The organism is Bacillus aerolatus (assembly GCF_009183655.1).
GTDB lineage: Bacteria > Bacillota > Bacilli > Bacillales > Domibacillaceae > Pseudobacillus > Pseudobacillus aerolatus.
This window is the reverse complement of sequence record NZ_WEIO01000004.1, coordinates 221,417-247,504: the sequence shown is the minus strand read 5'-3', so window position 1 is coordinate 247,504 and position 26,088 is coordinate 221,417. Positions and strand designations below refer to the sequence as shown.

The 26,088-nt window shown below is 36.9% G+C and carries 23 protein-coding genes; 15 read left to right on the top strand and 8 right to left on the bottom strand.

Translation table 11 applies throughout. The annotated features are described in order from the left end of the window. Positions 1 to 74 precede the first annotated feature (74 nt). The 5 genes from F9802_RS08985 (at position 75) to F9802_RS19925 (ending at position 4,327) form a co-directional block, all read left to right on the top strand. Positions 75 to 521 carry a tripartite tricarboxylate transporter TctB family protein gene (locus F9802_RS08985; protein WP_152151090.1) on the top strand — a complete coding sequence of 149 codons (447 nt, stop codon included), beginning with the start codon at positions 75 to 77 and terminating at the stop codon, positions 519 to 521. Between the two features lie 20 nt (positions 522 to 541). Further along, positions 542 to 2,068 carry a tripartite tricarboxylate transporter permease gene (locus F9802_RS08980; protein ID WP_152151088.1) on the top strand — a complete coding sequence of 509 codons (1,527 nt, stop codon included), beginning with the start codon at positions 542 to 544 and terminating at the stop codon, positions 2,066 to 2,068. A gap of 185 nt (positions 2,069 to 2,253) precedes the next feature. Continuing rightward, the gene (locus F9802_RS08975) at positions 2,254 to 3,177 is read left to right on the top strand and encodes an AEC family transporter (protein WP_152151086.1); all 924 of its coding nucleotides are present in this window, start codon (positions 2,254 to 2,256) and stop codon (positions 3,175 to 3,177) included. A 173-nt stretch (positions 3,178 to 3,350) separates the two neighbouring features. Next, positions 3,351 to 4,028, top strand: a complete 678-nt coding sequence (locus F9802_RS08970; protein WP_225435264.1) for a DNA alkylation repair protein — start codon at positions 3,351 to 3,353, stop codon at positions 4,026 to 4,028. A gap of 167 nt (positions 4,029 to 4,195) precedes the next feature. Next, positions 4,196 to 4,327, top strand: a complete 132-nt coding sequence (locus tag F9802_RS19925) for a DUF6254 family protein (RefSeq protein ID WP_225435262.1) — start codon at positions 4,196 to 4,198, stop codon at positions 4,325 to 4,327. Positions 4,328 to 4,418: 91 nt separating this feature from the next. On the opposite strand, the gene F9802_RS08965 is transcribed toward F9802_RS19925, so the two are convergent. Next, entirely contained in the window at positions 4,419 to 5,294 is an 876-nt protein-coding gene (locus tag F9802_RS08965; protein WP_152151084.1) for a metal-dependent hydrolase, read from the bottom strand. Between the two features lie 80 nt (positions 5,295 to 5,374). Between F9802_RS08965 and F9802_RS08960 the strand changes: the two genes are divergently transcribed. The 7 genes from F9802_RS08960 (at position 5,375) to F9802_RS08935 (ending at position 10,917) form a co-directional block, all read left to right on the top strand. Further along, positions 5,375 to 5,539, top strand: coding sequence for an NADPH-dependent FMN reductase (locus F9802_RS08960; protein ID WP_404799153.1), 165 nt, complete (start codon positions 5,375 to 5,377; stop codon positions 5,537 to 5,539). Between the two features lie 124 nt (positions 5,540 to 5,663). Continuing rightward, positions 5,664 to 5,984 (top strand): nucleoside triphosphate pyrophosphohydrolase, encoded by a 321-nt coding sequence (locus F9802_RS08955; protein WP_152151082.1) that lies wholly within the window; start codon positions 5,664 to 5,666, stop codon positions 5,982 to 5,984. A gap of 26 nt (positions 5,985 to 6,010) precedes the next feature. Then, positions 6,011 to 6,886, top strand: coding sequence for a phosphorothioated DNA-binding restriction endonuclease (locus F9802_RS08950; RefSeq protein WP_152151080.1), 876 nt, complete (start codon positions 6,011 to 6,013; stop codon positions 6,884 to 6,886). 13 nt (positions 6,887 to 6,899) lie between these two features. Then, positions 6,900 to 8,276, top strand: coding sequence for a DEAD/DEAH box helicase family protein (locus F9802_RS08945; protein WP_152151078.1), 1,377 nt, complete (start codon positions 6,900 to 6,902; stop codon positions 8,274 to 8,276). A 17-nt stretch (positions 8,277 to 8,293) separates the two neighbouring features. Continuing rightward, the gene (locus F9802_RS19610; protein ID WP_191991825.1) at positions 8,294 to 8,464 is read left to right on the top strand and encodes a hypothetical protein; all 171 of its coding nucleotides are present in this window, start codon (positions 8,294 to 8,296) and stop codon (positions 8,462 to 8,464) included. Next, entirely contained in the window at positions 8,464 to 10,452 is a 1,989-nt protein-coding gene (locus tag F9802_RS08940) for an AAA family ATPase (RefSeq protein ID WP_152151076.1), read from the top strand. Before F9802_RS19610 ends, F9802_RS08940 begins: the two co-directional genes overlap by 1 nt. Beyond that, positions 10,453 to 10,917: a DNA phosphorothioation-associated protein 4 gene (locus F9802_RS08935; protein ID WP_152151074.1), complete on the top strand. Its 465-nt coding sequence runs from the start codon at positions 10,453 to 10,455 to the stop codon at positions 10,915 to 10,917. 37 nt (positions 10,918 to 10,954) lie between these two features. On the opposite strand, the gene F9802_RS08930 is transcribed toward F9802_RS08935, so the two are convergent. From F9802_RS08930 to dndB, 6 genes are read right to left on the bottom strand one after another with little or no spacing between them, the layout of a single operon-like run. Then, complete coding sequence (locus F9802_RS08930) at positions 10,955 to 11,698, bottom strand: hypothetical protein (RefSeq protein ID WP_152151072.1); 744 nt, start codon at positions 11,696 to 11,698, stop codon at positions 10,955 to 10,957. Positions 11,699 to 11,712: 14 nt separating this feature from the next. Beyond that, the gene (locus tag F9802_RS08925) at positions 11,713 to 12,831 is read right to left on the bottom strand and encodes a cysteine desulfurase family protein (RefSeq protein ID WP_152151070.1); all 1,119 of its coding nucleotides are present in this window, start codon (positions 12,829 to 12,831) and stop codon (positions 11,713 to 11,715) included. A gap of 14 nt (positions 12,832 to 12,845) precedes the next feature. Beyond that, positions 12,846 to 13,220: a DndE family protein gene (locus F9802_RS08920; protein ID WP_152151068.1), complete on the bottom strand. Its 375-nt coding sequence runs from the start codon at positions 13,218 to 13,220 to the stop codon at positions 12,846 to 12,848. After that, complete coding sequence (gene dndD / locus F9802_RS08915; protein ID WP_191991823.1) at positions 13,217 to 15,205, bottom strand: DNA sulfur modification protein DndD; 1,989 nt, start codon at positions 15,203 to 15,205, stop codon at positions 13,217 to 13,219. Before dndD ends, F9802_RS08920 begins: the two co-directional genes overlap by 4 nt. 26 nt (positions 15,206 to 15,231) lie before the next feature. Next, the gene (dndC, locus tag F9802_RS08910) at positions 15,232 to 16,797 is read right to left on the bottom strand and encodes a DNA phosphorothioation system sulfurtransferase DndC (RefSeq protein ID WP_191991821.1); all 1,566 of its coding nucleotides are present in this window, start codon (positions 16,795 to 16,797) and stop codon (positions 15,232 to 15,234) included. Continuing rightward, a complete protein-coding gene (dndB, locus tag F9802_RS08905; RefSeq protein WP_152151062.1) occupies positions 16,794 to 17,894 on the bottom strand; it encodes a DNA sulfur modification protein DndB in 1,101 nt (366 codons plus the stop codon). The genes dndC and dndB overlap by 4 nt, the downstream gene beginning before the upstream one ends. A 141-nt stretch (positions 17,895 to 18,035) precedes the next feature. On the opposite strand from dndB, the gene dptF reads away from it, so the two are divergent. From dptF to dptH, 3 genes are read left to right on the top strand one after another with little or no spacing between them, the layout of a single operon-like run. Continuing rightward, on the top strand, positions 18,036 to 20,351 hold the full coding sequence (gene dptF, locus F9802_RS08900) for a DNA phosphorothioation-dependent restriction protein DptF (protein ID WP_191991819.1): 2,316 nt from the start codon (positions 18,036 to 18,038) through the stop codon (positions 20,349 to 20,351). Beyond that, positions 20,352 to 21,764 carry a DNA phosphorothioation-dependent restriction protein DptG gene (gene dptG / locus F9802_RS08895; RefSeq protein WP_152151058.1) on the top strand — a complete coding sequence of 471 codons (1,413 nt, stop codon included), beginning with the start codon at positions 20,352 to 20,354 and terminating at the stop codon, positions 21,762 to 21,764. Further along, a complete protein-coding gene (gene dptH / locus F9802_RS08890; protein ID WP_318636108.1) occupies positions 21,736 to 25,686 on the top strand; it encodes a DNA phosphorothioation-dependent restriction protein DptH in 3,951 nt (1,316 codons plus the stop codon). Before dptG ends, dptH begins: the two co-directional genes overlap by 29 nt. A gap of 35 nt (positions 25,687 to 25,721) precedes the next feature. Here the strand turns inward: dptH and F9802_RS08885 are convergent, their stop codons facing one another. After that, complete coding sequence (locus F9802_RS08885; protein WP_152151054.1) at positions 25,722 to 26,087, bottom strand: hypothetical protein; 366 nt, start codon at positions 26,085 to 26,087, stop codon at positions 25,722 to 25,724. Position 26,088 lies beyond the last annotated feature (1 nt).

Here is a 26,088-nt window from a genome sequence, read left to right as displayed (position 1 = left end):
TCTGATAATTTTTAGAAAGCGGTTACAAAGTCTAGCTGCAGGCATCTATGAAGAGAATAATGGGGGTGGATAAAGTGAGTAAAACTTTTGATCGTTATGCAGGTATTATATTTTTATTAATTGGCGCTTTGTTTATTGTTGAAAGCCGGAAGATTTCGGCAAGCTCCTACGGCAGTAACGTAGGACCAGATATTTTCCCTATCGCTCTTGGCATCGTATTAATTCTATTAAGTATACGACTTTTATTTGAAACATTTAAATACAGCGGAAAAGAAAAGAAAAAAAGTAAGCCAGATTACAAGCGTTTCTTAATCATTTTGGCTGCTGCTGTGCTTTATGTAAATCTTCTTGAATCGCTTGGGTATGTGATTACGACATTTTTGTTTTTAATGGTCAGTTTCCAAGTGATGGAGCGGGGCGGCTGGCTGAAAACAATCATGATCGCTGCGGCTTTTTCCTTTGGTGTTTATTATTTATTTGTTGAAGTTTTACAAGGATCGTTACCTGGATTTCCAATTTAATTTATGCGGGAGGTGTATATATGGAAACCATTCAATTTCTTATAAATGGATTTAGTGTGGCTTTGCAGTGGCAAAATTTATTATTCGCGTTTTTCGGCGTACTAATCGGCACGGCGGTCGGGGTGCTTCCGGGAATTGGGCCGATGAGCGGTGTGGCGCTTTTAATACCGATTACTGCCACACTGACATCAGGTCTTGATGCCGAAAGCGCTGCGGCTAGTTCCATTATTTTACTTGCCGGTGTTTATTATGGGGCTATGTACGGCGGCTCGACTACTTCGATTTTGTTAAATACACCGGGAGAATCATCCTCGGTTGTGACGGCTCTTGACGGCTATCAAATGGCCAAACAAGGAAGAGCAGGAGCCGCTTTATCCATTGCTGCGATCGGGTCATTCGTTGCTGGAATTATTTCATTATTAGGGCTGGCTTTATTAGCAGAACCTTTATCCGCACTAGCTCTTTCATTCGGTCCGGCTGAGTATTTTTCCTTAATGCTGCTCGGTCTTTGTGCAGTCAGCGGACTTGCCGGAAAATCCATTACAAAAGCGTTAATTATGACAGTCATGGGGCTTTTGCTGGCAACAATTGGCGTCGATAATGTATCAGGTGTGTCGCGCTTTACGTATAATTTCCCTAATCTATACTCTGGACTTGAATTTTTAACGGTAGCTGTCGGTTTGTTTGCGCTGGGGGAAGTGTTCCGGACGATTTTGGACAGAGACAATGAAGAGGGACAAGTTTCGAAAGTGGGCCGGATCTTGCCGACAAAACAAGATTTGAAAGACAGTTCCACACCCATTTTACGGGGATCGCTGCTCGGGTTTTTCATCGGAGTGCTGCCCGGTGCTGGAGCAACACTTGCTTCTTTCTTTTCGTACATTGCGGAAAAGAAATTAAGCAAACATCCGGGGAAATTCGGAAAAGGGGCGATTGCCGGAGTTGCTGCTCCTGAATCGGCGAACAACGGTGCATCCGGCGGAGCGATGATTCCATTGCTGACAATGGGTATTCCGGGCTCAGGGACGACAGCGATTTTGATGGGAGCTTTAATCATGTATAACATCCAGCCAGGCCCGCTTCTCTTCGAAGACCATCCACAAGTGGCGTGGGGGCTTATTGCCAGTATGTTTATTGGAAACGTCATGCTGCTAGCCTTGAATATGCCGCTCGTTAAAGTATTTGCGAAGGTCATTGAAACACCGGCTAAGTATTTGCTTCCGATTATTATCGCTATTTCGATTTTCGGTGTGTATGCTGTTCAATTCAATACATTTGATTTAATGCTGCTTCTTGCTTGTGGTGTGCTCGGCTATTATTTCACAAAATATGATTACCCGGTTGCGCCGCTCGTTCTTGCGCTTGTTCTCGGGCCAATGATTGAAAACAATATGCGCCGGGCGTTAACTGCCTCGGACGGTGAATTTTCAATCTTTGTGACAAGTCCGGTTTCTCTTCTCTTTTTAATTATTGGAGCTTTGTGGATTTGTATTCCGCTCTTTTTAAAGTGGAAAGGCCGGGAAGTGGTCATTAATGAAGAAGGGTAAAACAGCGAAAGCAGGCGGAGATCGCCTGCTTCTTTGCTGTTTTTGTAGACTTTGTTGCTTTTCGCTATTTTTTATCCGAATAAAGTGCCTTATTAGCTAATTTCTCCTGTTTATTATCCAAATAAGCTGTTTTATTATCCGAATTCGTCATTTTATTATCTAACTTAAAGAAAAAGGTGAGCGGAGTGGAGATTTTTTATCAAATTTTATTGAATATTATTTTTCCGTTGTTTGTATTGATTGGAGCGGGGGCAGGCCTGCATCGCTTACTGAAGCTCGATTTATCCACATTATCAACGATAACGGTGAATTTTTTGCTGCCGGCTGTTTGTTTTGTGAATATTTATGAAAGCAATATGTCCGGAAAATTGGTTGGTCAAACGCTTTTATTTTTACTGCTGTTTAATTTGCTCCTTATTTTCATTAGCATGTTGCTGGCTAAAGCAAATGGATTTGACCGCCGGCTGTCAGCCACCTTTAAAAACAGCTTAGTTTTGAGCAATTCGGGCAATTATGGACTTCCCGTTAGTGAGCTTGTTTTTTCCGCCAATCCGGCCGGCATGTCCATCCAGATTATCGTTTCCATTTTCCAGAACTTACTCACCTTCACATATGGATTTTACAATTCGGTTTCTGCTCAAAGCAGCGGGATGGCGATCGTGAAAAAAATTATGAAGCTGCCTGTTATTTATGCTTTGCTTCTTGCTGTTTTACTGCGCTGGCTGCATATTGATATCCCTGATTTTTTGTGGAAACCGATAGAAAATACCTCTAATGCCTTTTTGGCCATTGCTCTCGTAACGCTTGGAGCACAAGTAGCTTATTTAAAAATTACTCGTATTTCTAGACCGATTGTCTGGGCGGTCCTCGGCCGTCTCGTTATTTCTCCTGCTATTGCGTTATCACTTATATTCTTGCTCGGATTATCAGACACAACTGCGCAGGCGCTTTTTATTGCCAGCTCCTTTCCGACATCAAGAAACAGCGCTTTACTGGCACTTGAATACGATAATTATCCGGAATTCGCTTCACAAACCGTCCTGCTCACAACTATTCTCAGCAGCTTCACCGTGGCAATTGTTGTCTATCTATCAAAAATACTCTTCTAAGCGCAGAGTGAACTAATTATAAATGAATTTCACACATCTTAGCCGCTGCACTTCAAGACTCGAAAAAGCAGGGCACCTCCCCAAGTTCTGTATAATGGTAGTTATCATAACAACGAAACAGAAAGAAAATTGCATACGACAAGAAAGCTTATTGAAAGGCAGGGGAAAAAGAAATGGATAGCAAACCATATATGCATTCATTGGTCACTATGTTGGAAGAGCATCGCAACCCGGAAAACGCTATTGCAATGGAGAAGTATATGAAGGGGTTATTTCCGTTTATTGGTATTAGGGCGCCTGAGAGAAAACAAATTTCTGCAAAGTGGCTGAAAAGCGTCGGCCTGATTCCAAACGAATCGCTGCGGCCCTTCATTACTGAATTGTGGGAAGTGCCTGAAAGGGAATATCAATACATTGCGCTGGACTACCTCGTTAAAAAGAAACAGCATTTAGCAGCAACAGATATCGATTTGCTGGAATATTTAATTGTAACAAAATCATGGTGGGATACGGTTGATACGATTGCGAGCCATTTAGTTGGAGAGTTGTTTTTAAAATATCCACACTTTATTACAGAACGCGGTGGCGAGTGGCTTCAGTCAGAAAATGTGTGGCTAAAGCGGACAATGATTCTTTTCCAATTGAAATATAAAGGTCAAACGGATGAACAACTGTTGTTTTCCATTATTGAGCGTACAGCTCACATTAAGGAGTTCTTTATACAAAAAGCGATTGGATGGTCGTTGAGAGAGTATTCCAAAACGAATCCGGATGCTGTTGTTCATTTCATAGAAAGCCATAATTTATCAAATTTAGCCGTGAGAGAAGGCTTAAAACGTATACGATCATGAAGAGAAGAATCTCTGTGTGGCTGTAATTGTTCTGCCATTCAATGGCGGAGGCACAATGAAGTTAACCGCTCGTTGTTAGGGAGTGTCATGATTTTTCTGCTTAGCATAAAAATTGCCTTAAAGGTTAATCTATTAGTGAATCACTTTATGTAAAGGGGCACTTCGAGATGACTGAATCTAAACGACAAGAAGAACGACAATGGAAAGGCCGAAAGCAATCGCAAAACCCACATGGCAAAGTCAAGTCTTTCGAGCAGCTAGCTGAAGATGCGGGAAAAAATGAATCGGAAAACAAGTAAAACTAAGGACCAAGACATGTTTAGTATGTCTTGGTCCTTTAGTTTGGAATTTATCTATATTGACTCTAAGATGCGGTTTGTTACGTCTAACTTATTTTTGAGTTTTGTCAATGTATTCAAAGAGGAACGATTGGCCTTTCCGATAAAATCTTGGATCATAAATACCAAGCTGCTGGTTATTATCCACGACCACCACAAAAGGGGACCATTCATATAATGTTTGGGCTTTCGGGTTCTGCTTAAATAATGTGTCTAAGTCGTGATCACTGCCCGATTGCAGTTTGTACATCAAATTTCCTTTCGTTAAGAGTGAATCCTGAATGATATCCACTCTGTTCCCATCTTTACCGATAATCGAATAATTCCATGGAATAAAGCTGGCTGATAAAGCGACTTGTTCATAATGGGGTTTATACTGCTTATAAACAATATATCCTTGGGCAGACTGAGCGATAACATGAACCGCAATCAAAGCCCAGGTGATACGGTAAAGACGATATTCTTTCATCGTTTTTACTTTTTTGGCCATAACAAAAGCTAATAAGAAGAGGAACCAAATAACAAAATCGATAATGGAAATGGTGCCAAATGTCAGCCTTGCGTTTGAAAAAGGCTCAAAATATCCAGTTCCCCACGCATTGAAAACATCACTTGTATCGTGAATAAATACAGCAAGAAGAGCAATCCAAAAGAAAGGCCAGCTTTTGAGACGGAAAAAAAGATAGTTGAGCATAAAAAATAACAAGGCCCATACTGGTGTAAGGAAGACAGAGTGGGTAATTCCGCGATGCCACATTTGATATTGCCCCGCTGTGTCCCAAAGCTGTGAAATCACATCAATATCAGGAATTTGGCTCGCCCCTACAGAGGTAAAAAGAAGAGCTTGTTTTTCTTTTTTGCTCATTTTTTCTTTATTGACCGCTTTATAAATTCCAAGGCCAAACAACGTATGCGTAATGGTATCCATATATTCCTCATCCTTAGACGCCCAGGACGTCATATAGTTATTCTTCATATCGCCTACTTATTATAAAATGCGGGCTTATAGTGTGTAAAAGAAAAGCATCGCACAAAGCCCCAGCAAACGTAAAAAAGTTGAAAGATGATGTTAAAGGTTCAGAGGCAGTATTATTGGCAGTCCCTGAATATAACTTCTCCATTCCAGGTACAATGAAAAATGCAATCAACTGGTTATATAAACGGATACTTTAATTGTTAAGACTAATATCTAGCTCCTAGAAGAAGCTGTGGGTGTTTCATGATGAAGCGGTTAAGTATTTATGAAAGTTGATAATCTGGTAAAATAGTGGCAGATACTAATTGAGGGGAGAAAGCCATGCCAATATACAACAAACTCGTCCGCAACCGCATTCCGGAAATTATCGGGAACTCCGGAAAAACATGCAGCACCCGCATTCTTAACGAAATAGAATACGAAGCCGAAGTCCGCAAAAAAATGACCGAAGAACTGACGGAATATGAATCAGCCGTCAACGACGAAAAAGCATTAGAAGAGCTCGCCGACCTGCTTGAGCTCATCCATGCAGCTGCTGCTATTCACGGAGCAGATTACAATCAACTTGAAGAGATCCGCAAGAAAAAAGCGGCTAAACGTGGCGGATTTGATGAGCGGATTTTTTTGATTGAAGCTAAATAACCATCTATTTTTAAAGGAGCACAGATATGGACATTAATACTCTTCTGCAATGGATAGATGAGATGAAACTGCATCGTTCCAGTAAAGCAGGCACAGCGCTAAAGAAGCCGCTCCTACTATTGCTTCTCCTTTCTAAAATTGATCGTGATGAAAATATAAAAAATAAATTTCATTACAAAGAGGTAGAGGCAGAGCTCGATTTAATAATAAAAAGCTTTGGAAATAGAACAGGCAGACCCAATTCTTTTCAGCCATTCCACCACCTAAATTCATCCCCAATTTGGGACCTTAAGCTTCCAGAAGGAGTTCAATTAACAAGTTCTAAAACAGCTGCTGTTTCACTTCTTCGACAAGAATCGGTTTATGGGTTCATAAATGAAGAAGCTTTTAAATTACTTGAGAAAGATAAGCGGAGCCGGACTATTCTAATCAATTATATACTGGAAAAATACTGGCCTCAGACCATCCAAGATGAGTTGCGGACATATTTTAACTTTTCTTTTTACAACCCCTATAAATTAGTGAAACGTGATCCGAGGTTTGCTCGACATGTCCTGGCAAACTTTAGGTATAAGTGTGCTATGTGTGGGTTTCAAGCTTTATTTAATCAAACACCCTTTGGGCTTGATGCGGCGCATATTCTCTGGCATTCCTTTGAGGGACCAAGTACGATAGATAACGGTCTCGCTCTTTGCAAACTTCACCATTGGGCCTTTGACAAAGGGGTCGTTACCGTGTTGCCAGATAAAAAGATTAAGGTATCTAAACACTTTATTGGAGCGGAAAATACAAGTCAGACTTTTATTGAAGGTTTGGATGGCAGCGATTTGTTGGAGTGGAAAGAAGTGGAGCCATCGGTAGAGTACTTTAACTGGCATAATAAGAATATATTTATTAGTTAGGGAGAGAGAAAGCATGACTCACACAATTCCGGCTTTTCTAAATGTAAGAGATTATCAAAAAGAAGCAATTACTGAGTGGTTTAAGAATGAAGGTAGGGGCCTTTTGGAAATGGCAACAGGGACGGGAAAAACGATTACCGCTTTGTCATTGTCCGCTAAGCTCTACGAAGCACTCGATAGGTTAGCAGTTGTAATTGTTACTCCTTTTACTCAGTTATCTCTTCAGTGGATGGAGGATTGCAGAAATTTTGGGTTAAGACCTGTCAAAGCTTTTGAAAGTAAAGAAAAATGGTTTCCTCAAATGGAGGAATATATACGAGCATTTAATAGGGGAGTTACTGATAATATCTCGATTGTAACAACAAATGCTACTTTTAGTCAGAAAAGCTTTCAAGAGCTACTCTCTTCATTAAATAATCCCGTTTTGTTAATTGTTGATGAAGCTCATTACTTCGGAGCAGCTAAATTAAATAAAAGCTTGCCGGCCCATGTCCAGTACCGACTCGCATTGACGGCAACCCCAAATCGCTGGATGGATGAAGAAGGAACTGAGAATCTGCTGTCTTATTTTGGAGGAAAAGTCGTCTATACCTTTGACCTAGGGCGAGCAATTGAGGCAGGCTTTTTAACGAAGTATTATTACTATCCACACTTGGTAACTCTTACAGACGAAGAGGCAGAAGAATATTTAGAGTTATCAAACAAAATAAAAAAGCTTGTACACCAGGCTGAAAAAGACCCGGAAAAGAAAGAAATGATGAATAGGCTTGCTATTAAGCGAGCTAGAATTATTTACTCGGCGCAAAATAAAGTGGTCGTTTTAAAGGAATTATTGAAAAAACAAGAAACAGTCTCAAAAGCTTTATTTTACTGTGGGGATGGCAAGGTAAAAGAAGCCAGTGGGGAAGATCAACGGCAAGTGGATGCCGTATTGGATCTTGTTGTCAATGAATTTAACATTGAGGCGAAGCGATTTACTTCTTCAGAATCGAACAAAGAGCGGAGCAATATTTTATCTCAATTTGAGCAGGGTGAGATTGATGCGCTTGTTGCCATTAAATGTTTAGATGAGGGAATAGATGTGCCAGCTACCCAAACAGCTTATTTAATCTCTAGCACGTCGAATCCTAAAGAGTTTATTCAACGCCGTGGACGGGTGTTGAGGAAGCATCCTGACAAAAAGCATGCTATTATTCATGACTTTATTGTAATGCCTCCTGACCCGGAGTTATACGAAGACAAAGATGACGAACTATTTAACATTGAAAGAGCCCAATTGAAAAAAGAAATTGAGCGATTCAGTGAATTCTCAAGACTAGCAATTAATGGACCGGAAGCAGATATGGTCATTTGGGAAATGAAAGAGAATTACCACTTACTTGATGTTTAATAAAGGGGGAAATAAGGATGAGTGCGAAAAAAATAGAGGACGTTTTAAAGAATCTTACTCCTAAGGAATTTCAAGTGCTGGAAAAGATACTAGATGCAGAAAAGGAAATGCTTCACAAAAAATCTTTAAAAGGCACTCAAATACGCAAGGATGTTTACAATATTATCAAAAGTGGGGTTGAAGAATAATGCTTCTTAAAAAAATTATTTTACATAATTTCCGGCAATACTACGGCACACAAGAAATAAATTTTTCAATTGGTCCCAAACGAAACATTACAGTGATCCACGGAGAAAACGGTTCAGGAAAAACAGCTTTGCTAAATGCTTTTAGTTGGTGTCTCTACGGAATTACAGATTTGCCGGATTCTAAAAGACTAATCAATGAGTATACGGTGAAAAATATTGAAAATGGATCGAAGGCAGAAATGTATATAGAATTGCATTTTACCTCACGGGATATAGACTATATTCTTTTGAGGAAAGCTACTTATGATAAATTTGATAGTAGCATAAAGGTGAATAATACGACGGTAGATTTAAAATTTTTTAAGGATGGAAAGTGGATTACACTGCGAAATCCTATAGTTCAGGTAAATAGAATGCTGCCTGAAAACTTGCGGAACTATTTCTTTTTTGATGGGGAAAGAATTGATAGCTTGGCTCGTCATGAAGATAATGACGAAATTAGGCAAGCGATTAAGACGATTATGGACCTTGAAATAATAGAGCGGAGCATCAGACATACGGAAGAGGCAAAAAAAGAATTCTTACAAAATTTAAGCGAGAGTTCGGATCGTGAAACAAAAGCCTTGATTTCTGAACAACAGACGAAAGAAGCAGAGGAAAAAGAATACAGAGAAGAGATAGAACAACTAACAAAGAATATCAGTCTAATCAGAAAGCAAAAAGAAGATCTTGATGAACGGTTGGCAAAAGTAGAATCTATAAGTGAGATTCAAAATGAGAGAAAACGTCTTGAAGAAAGAAAGGAAAAAACAAGTCAAAAATTAGTGGGTGTTGAAAAAAGTATTAATGTTCATATTACAAAAAAAGGGTATTTAGCTTTAACAGAAGGGATTGAACAAAGGGTAATTTCCAATCTGAATTCTGAATCCTACAGTGCCAAAGAAACTTATCCAGATTTAACAGCTCAATTAATTGAGGCAATTTTAGAACAAGATCGATGCCTATGCGGAGAAGACCTAATTTCGAACAAATTAGCAAGGGAAAGGGTAGAGACATTATTGCAGCAGGTGGCTCCTCATAACCAGTATGCTTCAATGACGGAGCTAAAAGGAGAAATAAAGCTGGTTAAAAACAGCCGCCAACATTTCTTCACTGAATTGGCAGCGCTTCAAACAATGCAGACAGAGTATAGCCAAGAATTAAACGATATTAACAATTTACTTGAAGAGAAAAGTGCTGAAATTTCTAAAAGAGACTCTGAAGATATTCAGAAACTTGAGCAGCGCAGAAAAGAGTGTGAAGAAGATACGGAAAAATTTATTAAAGAACTGGCTATAAAAGAGAAGAGAGCGGAAGAAATAACAAAAGAACTCAGAGATATTTTGAAGAAGCTCGATAAACAACAGCAGTTCGAACAAAAAGCAATTATTGCAAGAAAAAGGTATGATCTTTCAGTAAAACTTATTGAGACAATGCAGGTGATTTATTCAATTAAGGAAGAAGAAGTTAAGAAAAGTTTAAGAGAGAAATTAAAGAATGTTTACTCTTACTTCCTTCGCAAAGATTACGAGATTGATCTAACGAATGAATTTAAATTGATAGTTAAAAATTCTAATGGGAATAAAGTCGCTATGTCTCAGGGGGAAAGGCAGATTACCAGCCTTTCATTTATTGGGGCTATTGTTGATATTGCCAGAGAAAAATATAGAGAAAAAAGTAGCGGTGGAATTGGGGAGGGTGGCATTTACCCATTGGTAATGGATTCACCTTTTGGAGCCCTGGACTCTGATCACAGACGCAGGGTTTCTCATGGAATTCATAAACTGTCTGATCAAATTATTGTCATAGTTTCAACCTCCCAATGGAAAGGCGAAGTTGAAAAGGAAATGAAAGATTTTGTAGGGGCTAATTATACGTTAGACTATCATGACGCTAAGAAAAATCCGAAAGCTGAATTGGAGTATACTCAGATACTGGAGGGGAATTAATTGGCAAGCCAAAGAATAAGAAGACCCGAAGAACAAGAACATATATATAAAGCAATGACAGATAAAAAAGAATTTGGTATTTTTGATACGTATAAAGATTATTTTATGCTTTCTCTGGCTGTGGGGTTTTTAGAAGGGAAAAGAAAGAGTTTTTCAAAATCGCTTGAGCTGATTCATTGGAATGTATTTAACGAAGATACGGACGAATCTTTAATGAATCTGATTACGTACTTGGAAACACATGATTTCAAAGTTTTATATGGTACCGACCAAGGGTTAATCAAACAAAAGATCACCATTATTGAGGAATATGCTGCCGCTGGTGCTGAAATTCTCTACGAAAAAATAATGAAAGATCCAACGCAAACAAGTGAGGTTTTAATCAATTATTTATTAAAGTTTCAAGATTATAAAAGTACGCAGGTGAATGAACCATCTCGCTTAATTGAAAGGCTTTCATGGTAGAGATCTTATCAAATTGATTACAAAGAGAGGTCACTGATTAAGTGTCCTCTCTTTGTAAAAAATCCTCAATTGATCTTACTAGCACTCTGAAGAAGTCTTCATTATTCTTCGATGAATAATGAATGAGTTTTAAATATAAAGAAGTTGGAATCACTACAGGGGTTTGCCCGTCTTTGGAATCAGATGAGAAATCTTGTAGGTTGTTGCACCAACTTTTCAGTAGTTTTATTTCTTTGGAGCTGAATTTTAAAGTTTCTTCTTCAACCACTTTTTTCCCAGAGTTAAGAGAAGTCTCTTTGGATTGTGTGTCACTTTCTTCTTTAAAGGCCAAAGTGTTTGATTGAACAAATTCTTTTTCACAGTCAGCTTTATGAAGTGAAGGTTCTTCAAGAAAATCATAGTCCAAAAATTTTTGATAAAGTACATCTTGGTTGATGCTCTTTTTCTGGCAATATTCTTTAAGTTCCATCTGTGAGGCATTGTAGTCATTAAATAAACTCGTAATAACATCATAGTTGCTTTTGTGAGTCCATTGTTGAATAAGATGATCAAATCTTATCCCATTATTTTTCAAGAAAATTCTTAGCGCTGTTAAATTAGTTTTGTATTTCTCTTCCAAGTCACTTATGGAAAATTCATTGTTTAAGTCTAGGATCACATTATCCTTAGTAAGTTTTGGAGGAGTATTTTTTTTGCCAGATGGGATTTCCTCTGTAAGTTCTTTTTTATCGATTGGTTTTAAAGTTTCACCATATTTTTTTACCATTTCATAAATATCCACGAGATAGCACTTCCTTAAAGCTGATTGAAAATATCTAACTCTTCTTTTGTTTGATACGGAGAAAGTGAAAACCTAACAGATTCACGAACTTCGACCAAATTTAGGCCCATAGCCTGTAGTACATGAGAAGGCTTAGCGCTGCTGCAAGCTGAACCTGTAGAGGCAGCAATAACAGTTGAGAGCTTTTTAAGTAGAACCTCATTATTTAGACCCTTAAATCTTATATTTATTATACCGGGGATCTTATCCTCGCTATCTGAATTTAGGATAATACGTTCTCCAAATTTAGAATGGAGAATAGATAACAAATGCTCTTCAAGTTCTATCAAGCGATTGTAGTTTTGATCAAATCTTTCTTTTGCCAGTCTTGCAGCTTCCCCTAGACCAACAATATTGTGGACGGCATATGTACCACTGCGAATGCCGTGTTCTTGTCCGCCTCCATGGATTAACGGAGTGAGAGGGAGGAGTTCCTTATATTTATTGCTTCTTATTAAAGTAATTCCTGCGCCTTTTGGACCGAACAATTTGTGAGCTGATGCAGATAAGAACGAAATACCAGGATGCTCATGCCAATTCATTTCAACTTTTCCGACTGCCTGGGTAGCATCTATATGAAATAAGACTTGATGTTTGTTTGCTAATTCGGCAATTTCCTTAATCGGATTTAGGGAGCCAGTTTCATTGTTCCCCCAGATAATAGAGATTAATATAGTACGATCATTAATAGCTTTCTCTACATCTTCGATATTTATCCTACCAAAGCGATCAACATCTAAATAGGTGACTTCAATTCCCTTTGTTTCTAAAAACCTACAAATATCTAATATAGAATTATGCTCGGCTTTAGTAGTGATAATATGGTTACCTTTATCAGTATAAAGATCCGCCACACCTTTTACGATCATGTTATTACTTTCAGTAGCTCCGCTCGTGAAGATAACCTCATGTGTATAGCTTCCAAGCAATTGGCTCACATGACTTCTTGCTTCTTCTACAGCTTTTTTGGCGTCTTCAGCGAGACCATAATATTTCCCCGATGGATTTCCGTATTCTTCTGTCAAATAAGTGAGCATCTTTTCTTTTACTTCCATAAGAATGGGGGTAGTTGCACTGTTGTCTAGATAAAGCAATAAAAATCTCCTCCTCAAGAGATTTGTTTAACAAGGTTTACAATAAATTTATCATAGTTACCGGAGTATTTGTACTCTTGCTCAAGTAATTCTGCACCTCTTGCTAAATGAGCGTTAAAAAGACCAGGAAAATAATCTTCTTCCTCCACCGAACGATTAGCGTGTTGGCGAATAAGTACTTTATAGAAATAATCTTGATCTCCAGTTAGTGTATTGCGGTTAAACTCTAGTCCACCATTATCACTCTGGACAGAGTTTGGCATGTTTTGATCACGCAATGAAAGGGAGATTGCCAACCTTGAAAGAATATTAGGTGTTAAATTTGTTGTACTTTGCAGCGACTTTAGTATTTCTGCTGTTTTGGTATTTGTTTTTAGACGAAAATTCAAGAGTTCGGCACCTCCTTAGCTGAAGAATTGAAAAAACCACTTTCAATTCGCGTTTGTTTTATTTGTGAATCAAAATTGAGAGTATATTCTTTTGCAATATGCCCCTGAATTTGTGTATGCAGTTCACGGTCAATTTCAGAGTCCGTTGATAAGACAATGACTTGCCTGCCGAATTTTGGAATTAAGCGTGTAACAATAGCGGCTTTGTGTTCCAAATCCAATCTTCCCAACAAAGTATCAAAGATGAAAGGGAGCTCCCGTTTGGAAGAAGTGAAAATCCCCCAAATGATTGATAAGATTAAAAGTTCTTTTTCACCAGCAGAAAGAATGTCCTTATCCAATACATCATTGTTCGAATCAATCACTTGAATATTAAACGTGTTAGGATGAATTTTAATCTGATTAATAAATGCTTTTTTACGCATTAGATCTTTAAACATCTTGGAAGCGAAATATTCTACATCTTTCATTTTATTGCGCAACTGCAATTCTCTAAATTTCTGGCTGACTGACATGATTTTTTGCGATTGAATGAACGAGGAATTTTCTTTTCTCAAATTAAATAATTTAGTTGAAATTTTTTCTAACTTAACAGTAAGTTCATTTATTTCATTAATTAAATTAGTTGATTCTCCTTCTAAAAGAGCTTGCTCACTTTCATTTTGATGAATAAGTCGATTCAGTCTTTCCATATCTAGAATCATTTTTTCAAATTCACTTGTACCTTCATTGACTTTTAACTTCTGCTTTAAAGTCTGCATATTTGCAAGAGAATCTTTATTTTGCTGAAGGCTAGAAGTGAACTCACTTAGACGATCGTCGTTCAGTCGGTGAAAGAAAGACTTTACTTGTTGTGCTTCTGTATTAGAAGCATGATGAACTAAGTTTGTTTTTTGGTCTGATACAAGTTGCTCCAATAATAAAGATTTAACGGTCTGATCACTATCAGAAGAAGATGAAATATTTGCTTTTAATAAAATTTCACTAATTGGCAAGTTTGTAATTTTCTTTTTCAGAGCTTCAGAAATATGATAATCTTCTTCATTTTCCAATTGTTGCACAGCTTGGCCCATTAATGAGCGGGTAATGAAAAAAGGTAAATCTTTCGAAATAAACTCTTTAATTTGTTCATTAACAACTTTACGTTGAGTTTCAACAGAGGAAATTTCTTGGCTAATCTGTTCTCTTTCCTCTTGGACCAATCCGCCGTGTAAAGAGAAGTCTTTCTTTATTTGCTCTAATTCTAACGTTAAACTTTCTAGAGTGTCTCGTCTTTCGTTTCGTTGCGCAAGCAGTTTCTCGGCTTGTTGTTTTTTGCCGAATAGCTCCTGCTTTACGGCTGCTTCTTCTTGAGCCAGTTGGGTTTCCTGGGTGTTATTGATTGTCTGCGAAACGTAGGATGATAAATCTATCTCAAGGTTATTAAATAAATCTAAGTTAAAGATCTTTAAAGATAGTCCATTCAGATATTCAGAGATCCGATCATTACTTATAATTTTAGCAATTTCTTCACCATCAAATAGACATAGTTCTAAAAGTGAAGGGGGGAAGTTTGTCCTTAAGGAAGTAAAGAAAACGTCTTTCTCTGCTTCATTTAAATGGTGGCCTTCCTTGATTACATGAACTTGCTCTTTTACCTGTTCATCTTTGACAGTCCAATTACGATAGATTGAGCAGTTAATCCGCTGAAAATCTTCTACCATTGAGAAATCAATACGTACTCTGAAATTATTTTCTGCATATTTTAAAGCCTGGTTATTTAAAAGAGAATGTATCTTTCGATAATATTCTCTTGTTTCCGTCTTTTGACCATACGTTAGGGGACCATATAGGGCTAGACGAACGCCTGTTAAAAAAGTAGTTTTCCCAGCCCCGTTTTTCCCTCCAATGAGAATAGTATTAGAGTCTGTATAGATGGGAAATTCAAATGTATTTAATCCTCGATATGGTCCAATATTTGTGAGTGATATTTTATGGAAGATCACAATGATGATATCCTTTCAATATAAACTTATAAGTGTAGGTAGTCTTGTTTTAAAGCTGAAGCAAGCTGCTCCATCAACCCTCTGCGAATCTTATAGCCTGCAAAGTTTTTTTCGATTAAAATTAATTTCTTAAATAGTTTAAAATCAATCCCTTCTTCTTTACACAACATTTCAAGCTGGGAAAGTTCATTTGGGTCGAACATCATTCGTTCATCTTTTTCCCAATCCAAGGTTTCACCTGTAGTCTTTTCATAAATGGAAGGAAGGCTGTCTTCAAAGTCTCCATGTTTGAACCAAACTTTTCGGATCTCCCGTAGTTCCTCTTCCTGGATTAATTCATAACTTTCATCTGTTGGGTGCTTCAATTGTTTTTGTACGCGAAGCAACCTTTCAAGAATTTCTTGCCTTGCTTCCAGTGTGAAAGGTCCAAGTCCCAAACGATAAAGTTTTCCCTCTTCATCTTTAATCAATACACTCGGATCATCGGAAGAAGAAAGGTCAATATGGTGTTTATCTAAGTATGTTTGTAGTCCACCCTTTTCAATTACATCGAAGTCTTTCAACGGAATAAGTTCTTTCTGTCGACTTCCTTTTTTCGGAATGTTTACATACCGGACCTCATCCTTTGTTTCAATTTGGACTTCACGAAAATACACTTGGCCGTTCATGCGATATTTCATACGCATGTTGCGGTCATCACGGATATTAGTTAACCAGTCTCTAAAATTCAGTAGTGGTTTCATCCAATCATGACCGCTTTGAATAAAGCCAGTTAAGGCTTTGTCCTCGTTAACAACGGTACAAACCCAGCAGCCAAACCGGCTGTTACCGCATGAGCCTGCAGATTCTTTAATTGTTTTGTCCACTACTAATGGACATTCTCCACTGTTAGAATCCTGGTATAAACGATGTAATTCATAATTATCGTCCCCCCATGGAGAAGTTACTGTTAATAAGTAGTTCCATACATCATCTAATAAGAACTTTTTAATCGGTGCATATACATAAGCATTCGATAAAGTAGAATGACGCATTAAAACTTTTCCTTCAACTGTGTGAGAGCGGATTACATTAGCCCTTGTAGCAGATTCGCTTTCCCGAACACCTAAAACCATAATTACTTCCCCAAATGAATCTACTTTATCCATAATGAATTGGTTTGCCGGATCAATTTTCAAACGGTCTGTGCACCAGCGAAACTGTTGGTTAGGGGAGGGGTAGCCTTTCCCAATAATGTTTACCCAAAACGATTGGTCAACTACAGGTTTTACTTTATGTGTTTCAATTGGTAAATCCATTTCTACAGCTTTTTCTTGTATTCGTCTCAAAGTTGTAGTGATCGATTGAATAATTAAGGGCGTTTCAACTAACGTATCAGATGAAATAATATACACCTTTTTATTTAAAGCTGTTTTGGGAAGTTCAACTAAAGCTTCAAAGACAAGCTGCACAACAACAGTGGAATCTTTACCACCGCTGTAACCTACTACCCAAGGTCTTTCATCCGATAAATAGACTTTTTTTATCTCCTCTTTTGCTTCATCAATAAGAGAGGTTCCCTCATTAAATAAATCCGTTATAATGCCGGTCATAATGACCTTCCTTTCTGAAAAGACTCTTCGGTTCTTTGCTCTTGCTCCGTTAAAGCAAGACCCAGCTGTTTTTTTATTTGGATTGCTGTTAGCATAACTGTATGAGAGTTCTTTTGAATTCTTCCGTTTTGATTAAATGCTCTGCCTAACCAAAGTTCATGATTGGAGCGAGACCAATCTATATTTTGTAATTTTGATAAAATACTTTTCCAGTTATCGAAATGAAACAATCTTAGGTAATGTCCTACTATGCCGATGCTTTCTAGAAAAACGCCGTGTCCAACAATAAAGCTCATTCGCAATTCTTTAGGGGTTAATTCTCTGTTCATTATAAGTTTCCATTCAGTGATAGAATCCGAGAAGAGGTTCCAAAATTCGATTAAAAACTGCTCATCTCCTTCTACAATCAAGTCGCCTTTTTTTATATTCAATAGGCGCAGGTTAGTATTATAGATATGGTTTAATGCAACAATTTTTGGTGAATTTTTAGATAAAGAAACTTTTTCTTTATCGGTGTATCGGCGTAAAAACGCAATCTCTTCTACAATTAATTTTGTAACGAGAGACATTTTATCACGATGGTCATACAAAATTCCAATGGATGACGTTGTATTTACTGCATGTCGGTTTAGATCAGAAAAAATCTGCTGAGAGCGTTTCAGAGCTGTATCATGGTAGAAAACTACTGAAATTGTTTCGTTGCCAAGATCAGGTTGTATTTTTAACGCTTCTTCTATTGCCGCTCTCCGATGCTGGCCATCATTAATGAGGAAACGTGAATCCAAAGAGATGGATAAATTTCCAATATCTTTTTTGCCGGGCTCTTCTGAGAATGCGGTAAAATGAATTTCGCCATCAACAGAAGCAGTTAAAGAAGAAAAGACATAATCATTTCGGTTTTCAACAATATAATTGGTGATGTCAGGGATTCTACTTTTATTCAGAATTCTTTGAGCTCTGTGTTCTGGCGGGATTTCATCTTCATCAAATAAAAAAAGTCTGGGTATAATTTTTAAAGGACACATTGCAATATAATATTCTTTTCCTGCTTGATAACCGCGAATAGCAGGGAAATTATAATTAAATCCGGCTTCCATCTAATCACCTCTACGTACGTAAAATCACCTTCTTTTATTATATTACGTACGTACTAAAGAAGTAAATAATTAACTTCAAAAGGTAGAAATTAAGTATGTTAAAATAAGAGGAAAATTGACAAGGATATGGAGGTTATAAAAATGGGCCAGTACTGCTCGTTTCTTGAACCTTTCAATAAAGAGCTATACGATATTGCTTTAAAAATTGATGATCTTATTTTTCTGGAATCCGCTTCAGCTTTAGTGAAGTCAAGAACTTTTGTTGAATCACTTGTAGAGGATATTTTTAATAGAGAAAAATATGAAGCTATTTATAACGTAAGCCTAAAGGATCGGATTGAGAAGCTATATCAAAGGAAGGTTTTTAAAAATCAAGTATATGAAGCGATGAGCTTTATTCGTATCAATGGAAACAAGGCTGCTCATGAATCGTCCGGTGATTACATTATTAATGCATTAAAGGCTCACCGTGTCATCCATCAATTGAGCAAATGGTATATTAACAAGTATTTAGGCGAGGAGATTGTCTTGCCGGACTACAAAGAACCAAAAGCAAAGCAGCCGGAGATAGACAAAGAAATGATTGAACAGCTTGTCCAGCAACACATTAAAGAGTTAGCTGGTGAAAAAGCACTTCATCCATCCCCTATAGTAGAACCGAGTGAAGGGGCAGAAGAAAGTGAAGCACCAAAAGAATATGCGTTAGAGCCACTAAAAGAAGGTCGGAGTTATCTTGTTAGGGAATTGGAGCGTCTTAGAGCATCTTCAAAAGAAGCGCTAGAAAATGCTGATAAAGGTAGCTTCGACCACTTTAAGAATTACTTGCATGTGGAAAGACCTATCCAGAATTTGGTGGAAGAAGCGCTAGAAAATGCGAAAAATCAAGAGAGAACGCTTATATTTTTAGCTGGAAGCGTTGGTGATGGCAAATCTCATTTAATTTCCTACTTGCAGCAAAACAAGCCAAAATTAGTAGAAGACTTTCTAATTATAAATGATGCAACGGAAAGTGATGACCCGAGAAAAAGCAGTTTGGAAACTTTGGCTGAGAAGCTATCCGCTTTCAGCGATAAGGATGATCCAAAAAAACCGCAAAAAGTCATTGTGGCAATTAACTTGGGCGTTATTAATAATTTTATCTCCACCACGTTTGAACAACAATCTTTTGAGAGAATCCATCAATTCATTCATGAAAGCAGTCTATTTTCAAATGAAGCAAAAATGATGGTTGCTAATAATGAGTTTACCCTTATTAACTTTTCTGCATCACAACCATTTACGTTGACAGAAGGAAAGATGTTTTCCAGCTATTTCTTAAGGCTGATGGAGCGAGTTACCACTCCATCATTAGAAAACCCTTTTTATGCTGCTTACCGAAAAGATATTGAAAACGGAATAAATACAATTGTGCATTTGAATTTTGATTTATTAAGTGATAGTGAATTTCAAAATAAAATTGATTTGTTGTTATGTCAAGTCATTTTAAAAGATAAGCTTGTTGTGTCAACACGTTCTTTTTTAAACTTCTTAGCAGATATTTTAATTCCGAGTGATGTTGACGTTTTTGAGCTAAGACAAGAAAATCTGCTCGAACACGAAAGATTAAGTTATTCACTTGTAAATTTGCTTTTTACAAGAGGAGAACGTTCAGATATTTTAAGAGCTTTCGCCGAAATGGATCCAATTCATACTAGAGATCATTTTTTTGATCAAGTGATGAATGATTTATATAATCTTAATTATTTTAATAAATCTATACAGAAATATTTAAAAGACCACATAACAAGCACACTTTTTGAGCCGATTGCCAAATTAATGGAAAATGATACAGAGGAAACTGTGGTTGGCGATCAGACGTTAAAATTAATTACGGAAACTTTTATAAGAAGTATCTATTTAACAAATAAAGTTAAAATAGAGCAAGAAGAAATTTTTTCGTTGTACGCCAACTATTTATATGCATACAACCGTCAAGATAAAAGGGTGCTTCAAAAACTATATGGATTAGTACACTCGGCTGTTATTAATTGGAGAGGCTCTCCAAAGCAAGGTTATGTTTATTTGAATAAGTTAACTGAGAATTATAGAGTAGCTCAAAAGTTAAATTTTGAGCCAGTCTTTGGAATGAAAAAAGCGATTCTTGAAAAAGAAATGGACACATTTGAAGGAGTCATTCGATTATACGTTTCATATGATGTAGATCACCCTGAAGATGCTATTTGTCTTGAAATAGATTATCCGCTGTTTATTCTTCTTTATCATGTAACGAGAGGGTATAGACCAAGTAATCAAGACCAGGAAGATGGACTGACTTTTGTTCATTTCATGGAAAGTATATTAAGAATCGGCAAGAAAAATCAGCCACTGCTTATTCATCATCATGAGAACAAAGAATTTTATAAACTAAATCAAAATGTTTTCACATCATCTTATGCATTTGAAAAGGTGGAACAATAGATGGAACGTTTTTTCGAATTTGAAGAAATTGAAAGGGTTTTAGCAAAGAAACAATCCAAAAATGGATTAACCCACGATACGGGGACTGTAAAGAGTGCTCTTCCTTTTAATTCTTCGAAGGTTACAAGTGTATTTAAAGATAGTTTCCGAGAGATTGTAGGGGAATTAATTCGCTACACAACGGGTAAAAAAATACCAGCTGCATTACTAGAAGACGAGGATGGTTTCTCGGATAAGCCGTTGGTTAATAAGGTTACCCAAGGGATAGAGTTTGACGATGATGAGTCGGAAGAAGTTTTTATTGGGTTTTTAGAAGATTATTTATACGGCGAAAACAAGAAGGTTCGCCCTTTGCACCTCTATTTATTCTTGTATATTGCCTTAGGGGAAAAAGACGAAAATGAAAAGAAAAAATATGCCCGTTTTATTCACGAGGTTTTCTATGAAGAAAAAGAAGAGATTAGAGAGATTTTCTTAAATAAAGAAACTGATAATCTGCTAACACAGATGATTATCGAATCATTGCCGGTTATGGAAGAAAACAAGAAGAAACAAGCACGGGCGTCTTATTCAAGAGTTAATCAATCATTAGTAAACATATTCCAGCAAGACTTTATTTATCTTAGTGGGAAAAAAGAATACTTTCTTAAACAATTCCCTTTACTGCTTCATTATTATGTTTTTCAATATATTCTCCAACTGTTGCTTTCCTCACAAAGCTTTGGAAGTTATGCTACAAAAGAAGTGAAGGCATTGCACTTTGTTTTAGATTGGGAAACTGGTATAGGGTCTTACCGGGATGCTGTAAAAGATTATAGTCTTGTAAAAGATCATGCTAAAAGTTTGTTTGTTCATATCCATTGCCAATCTCACTTAAGCTATCATTCATTAAATAAAGGAGATTCAAGAGAATTCTTTACCTATCACGAGGTGCTGGAGAAAGTACTTTGTTTATCTGAAGAACAGCAACAAATTGAGAAAAAAGCCCTGCAGGAATGGATTAAAACTTATTGTGAATTTGCAAAGGTAGAGCTCCCCACAGCTTTAGAAGAAGGGCAATTCACAGATTTATTCAGGGAGTTATTTAACTGTCTGAAAAAAGGGATGAGTGAAGAGGTATGCATTAAATATGGAAAGAATATAGATCAAGTTGGTTCTTCCGTAGCTCTTAAGAGCAGGGGAAGGCACGGGAATATACTGAACCTTACACAAGAGCTTTTCCTTTTACTTTGTGCAGTAGCAGTTAAAGATCGGAAGATACCTTTGAAGGAATTATTTGCACAGCTTGAAAAAAGGGGAGTTATATTCGACCGTTATTCAAGAGGAGAAGCCATAAAGCTATTAGACCAATTAAATCATATTGAAAAAAAGAGTGATAGTGGTGATGCACAATATGTCAAACCAATTCTTTAATTTTATTGCTAAATATATTGCTGAATATTTTCAGGAGAAAAGCTTAATGGCTGGAGAACGCTATTATCTCCAGTTGAACTCTCAGGAAGATATCGAGACTTTTATCCAGTCATTAAACGGAATTATAACTACTGACACATTTTCGTACAAATTAAAGAGCGGTGAAGATTATACGACCCCTTTAATATCATATGAGAGAACTCCAGATTTAATTATCGCTTATAATAGTCCTGAAATCACTCCAGATTTTCTTGTAACTCTTAGAAACCGTGTCAGTGATCAGGAGGTAGGAACCGTATGGGAAGGGAAGTCATTACTGCTTCTTATTACAGGAGAGTTAGATTCCATTACTGGTGGAAGTATCTCGCTCCAAAGCGAGAACATGCCTTTCCACACAAATGAGCTTTCGAAAAAAGTAAAAACTGAAATTGCCGAAACGATTGTGGATAAAACAGACAAGATCGTTTTAAGCAAGTATATTGATCAGCTAGATGAAGAACGAAAAACTCACTTCATCAACTTTTATGATTATCGTGACATATTGGAGATTGTCATGAAAGGATCGTTAAGTATAAATGACTACAGCAAAATGGAACTGTTTAAGGACAAAGAGTTAAGCACATTTAAAGGGGGGAACTTACAAAAACGACTTGAGAAAAATCGAGAAATTTTTACCGCGGTAAAAAGAATTAAAGAGTTGAATTTGGATGAGAGTGAGTTGGAAAAGTATTTCATGACCAAGGATATTCCAACTTTTAAAAAAGAAGACTGGGAAGAGGTGCCTTTTCAGTCTGTTTATAAATCTTATGAAGCCCGGCAAAATTTGAATAAGAAAACGAGAGTGGAGCTTAAGGAATTAAAACTTCCGGATCATATTAAATCCTTTAGTCGCCGTCTTAGCGATACGGCTGCTGGAAAAAGAAAGCATCAAGTTATTATTTTTACAGATAATCAAGAAGAAATTGAATTGGAGGCTTTCATTAGTATTGAGCACAGTGAAAAAAGCTCTTTACAATCGTCTTATTTAAAAAAAGGACGCCTTGCTGATATAGAGATAAAGAAGAACCGGTTAAAAATCCACTTCCCGGAAATTGGTAAAGAGCCCCTGTTTGAAAAAATTGTGTATAAGCATGAGGATAGTACGACATTAAGTGTAGAGTTGCATATTTGCATACTCCCTTTAATAACTAATGTTTTAGATCGTTTTCAATACAGTTACGAAGTGAATGTTAGAAGCAAACAACTAGTAATACCGATGGGGGACTATAAAGTACAATTCGGAGAAGTTGGAGAAGAATCTCAAGTCACTTTGCGTGAAAATGGAGAAATAATTGATTATCCGGGTGAGTCGCTGCTAACTTGTAAAGTAGATGAGAAGCTAGCAGAAAGCGAGGAAGTGATCCGCTTTTACTTAAAGGTATCAGACATTTCTCTACCAATTGAATTACAAGGAGACAAAAGTGTCCTTGTACCAATCAACGCGGCCAGATTAGCTCAAGTTAGACGGGAAGAGAAGATGGCGTTTACCTATGATGATGGAAAAGTGGTAAGTAATGAGTTTCACTTTTCTTTAAGCAGCTCATATCGAAACTTTATTGAAATTGAAATTGAATGGCTCAAAAATGGGGTAGCTTCAGGTTTTTATCAAAATGGTTCTTTTATCAAAAATGAAAGTATTATACTACCTGATGACTTGCGGGAAGCTTATAGCCGCTTTTTAACATCATTTTTCAAACAGGCTCCGTCTTTGCATACATGGAGTAGGGAAACAGTAGACAGAGCGGTGAAGTATTTGAAGGTTTTTAACCAACATGTGTCTTCAATAAGTGAGGAGAAACCAGCCGGAAGAATAGGGTTAAATGTTTTTTACCTGGGGGCAATTCATACACCTGAAGAAATATGGCTTACCCCATTTAATCCGTTAAATGTCGCTTTTAGGTTGCAACAAGAAAAAGAAATTGAACAAGAGAAAATTGATTTAACTATACTTGAACGTCTTCGTCCGGATAGTCTTCTTCCGTATATCTTTGGGGAGTCCAATCAAGTATACAGTCCTGATACTCAGCAATCAATTCCGGGATGGGTTGTATATAAAACAATCGATTTAGCTAATGTCGCTGACGCAGACCTGTTCTTGAATAAAGTTGTAAAAGATAAGCTTTCACAATTTGAAAAGCACTTTACCTATTATTTTCTTAGTCAATCAAAGGCACCGTTTAAAATGAATATCGTAAATGTTTTAAATGATTACCAGGCGATTAGAGGGCTCTTACAATGGTATATTGAAAAGTTGGATAAAAACCCTATTGAACCTTTTGTACTACAAGTGTTCATTTATCGAACGAATCTTGGGGAGTCATCAGCTGAATTATTTAGCTCTTTGAAGGATGCCAATGAACTATCGCAATCTTTTCAACTCAAATTAAAAACAACAAATACGGATTTGTCGGAAGATGAGATTTTTAAAATCATTCAACGGAATGTTAGCTTTTATATAAAAGAAGAAATTCGCGATTTAGAATATGCCCATGTGACATTTTATAAAATGCACGCTAAGCAACAGTTTGCTGTACAGCAAATGAATCAACTTGAGTCAGGGGTATCTATGCAGGGTCTATATTCTTCTGTTCCATCTCGTAAATTCGAGGAAGATTACCGAAGCGGATTTGGTACTAAGGATTTAAATATAGATGGCAATCTACTTTTAGCTACAAGTTATTATATTAATGAATTAGCGGCCAATATGGAAAATGGAGCATCTAACACATATGTAAAAGGGCGAGGAATTGTTTCGAGAACTTCTTATGAAGATATTGATATGATCGAAAATATTCTTGAACATTCTGTATGGGCTACGTTTGTTGATCCTGGGGTAGAGCTAGACTTTTTCGAAAATCTTTTCGAGGATCTCATTGTTATTCATTATAGTGATCAGTATTCTTCTTCAACAAAGTATGATGCGATCACTGTAACAAAAAAATCAAAACAATTTTTTGGAGCAATTCAGGATTATTTAAACAAGCTTCCTATTCAGTCTGGAATTAACCCGAGTAAAATACATTCTATTATTTCAGATTTTAATACGATTAATGGTGAATGGCTGTTAAAGATTGTAGGAAGCCGGGGACAATATACTAGAGAAAAGTTAAGTATTATTGCTGCTATCAAGGTAGCTCTAGCATATTTAGATCATGAGCGAATTTTATGGGTTCCTGTTTCCTTGGAAGAAATTCTGCGAGTAGCTGGGGCAGTGAGCTTAAATAAGAGAAATGGTGTATTCACTGCAAAAAATTTAGGGGTTTCCGGACAGCACAGTGATGATTTATTAGTCATTGGGTTAGAGCAAAAACAAGAAGAGCTAGTCATTCATTTGTACCCAATTGAGGTGAAAGTTGGTCGGAATGAATCGAGTGTAATGAAAAAGGCGCAAGAGCAAATTGAAAAGACTGTACGTTTATTGAGAGAGGAGCTAATCAATAAACAAGATGGTTTTATGAAGAAATTCCATCAAAACTTTTTCGTTCAGCTGTTCATTTCTAATGCTAAAAGAATGAATGAAACCAACTTTTTTCCAGCAAGGGAATATGATTTGCCGGCTTCACTATTAGAAAAGTTGAAAAGTGGAGAATATGAATTTTCTCTTGATCTTCGTTCATATATCGGCCAGGGAGGAATAATTTCTTTCAAAACAGAAACTACCATGAGAACTAACAAGTTGCAAGAGGATATCTTAAAAATTAACTTACCTGAAGATGATGTTGGGGAAAGTTTACTGAAAAGCATTGATGAGATTGAAAAGTGGCTATTTATTGATTCATCAGAGCTGGTCAGAGAGAATGTTTTGAAATATTCTTATGGAAATAACGAAGAAGAGGCGTTAGGAGAGAATAAAGTAAATAGGATTATGAAGTATTTCTCATAAAAAAGTGGACAGCCTTTCAAATGGCTGTCCTTCTTTTAATTTAAGATGGCTAAGCGGCTATCACTTATACTGCCTTTTTGTTGAAAGCTTTGTTTCAGCAGGCGCAAGCCTTTTTCAATATAGAAGATCATTTGTTTATGGACATCTTCTTCATTTAACGGCTTATTAGCCTTGTGAATAATTAAATGCTTAAACATTAAAAATTCTTCATTCTTAATAATATTATCTGGAATTGTCCATTTAGGTGTAGAGGATGCATCTACAATTGTTTGTTCTTCCGAACTTAGCCCCTTTGCTAATGCCACCTTAATAACTAGCGGGCGCTCAAGTTCTAACTCTGCTTCTGCCAGATCAAGTATATCCTTTCCATCCTTTGATAAATTCATCTTTCGATTGGACATT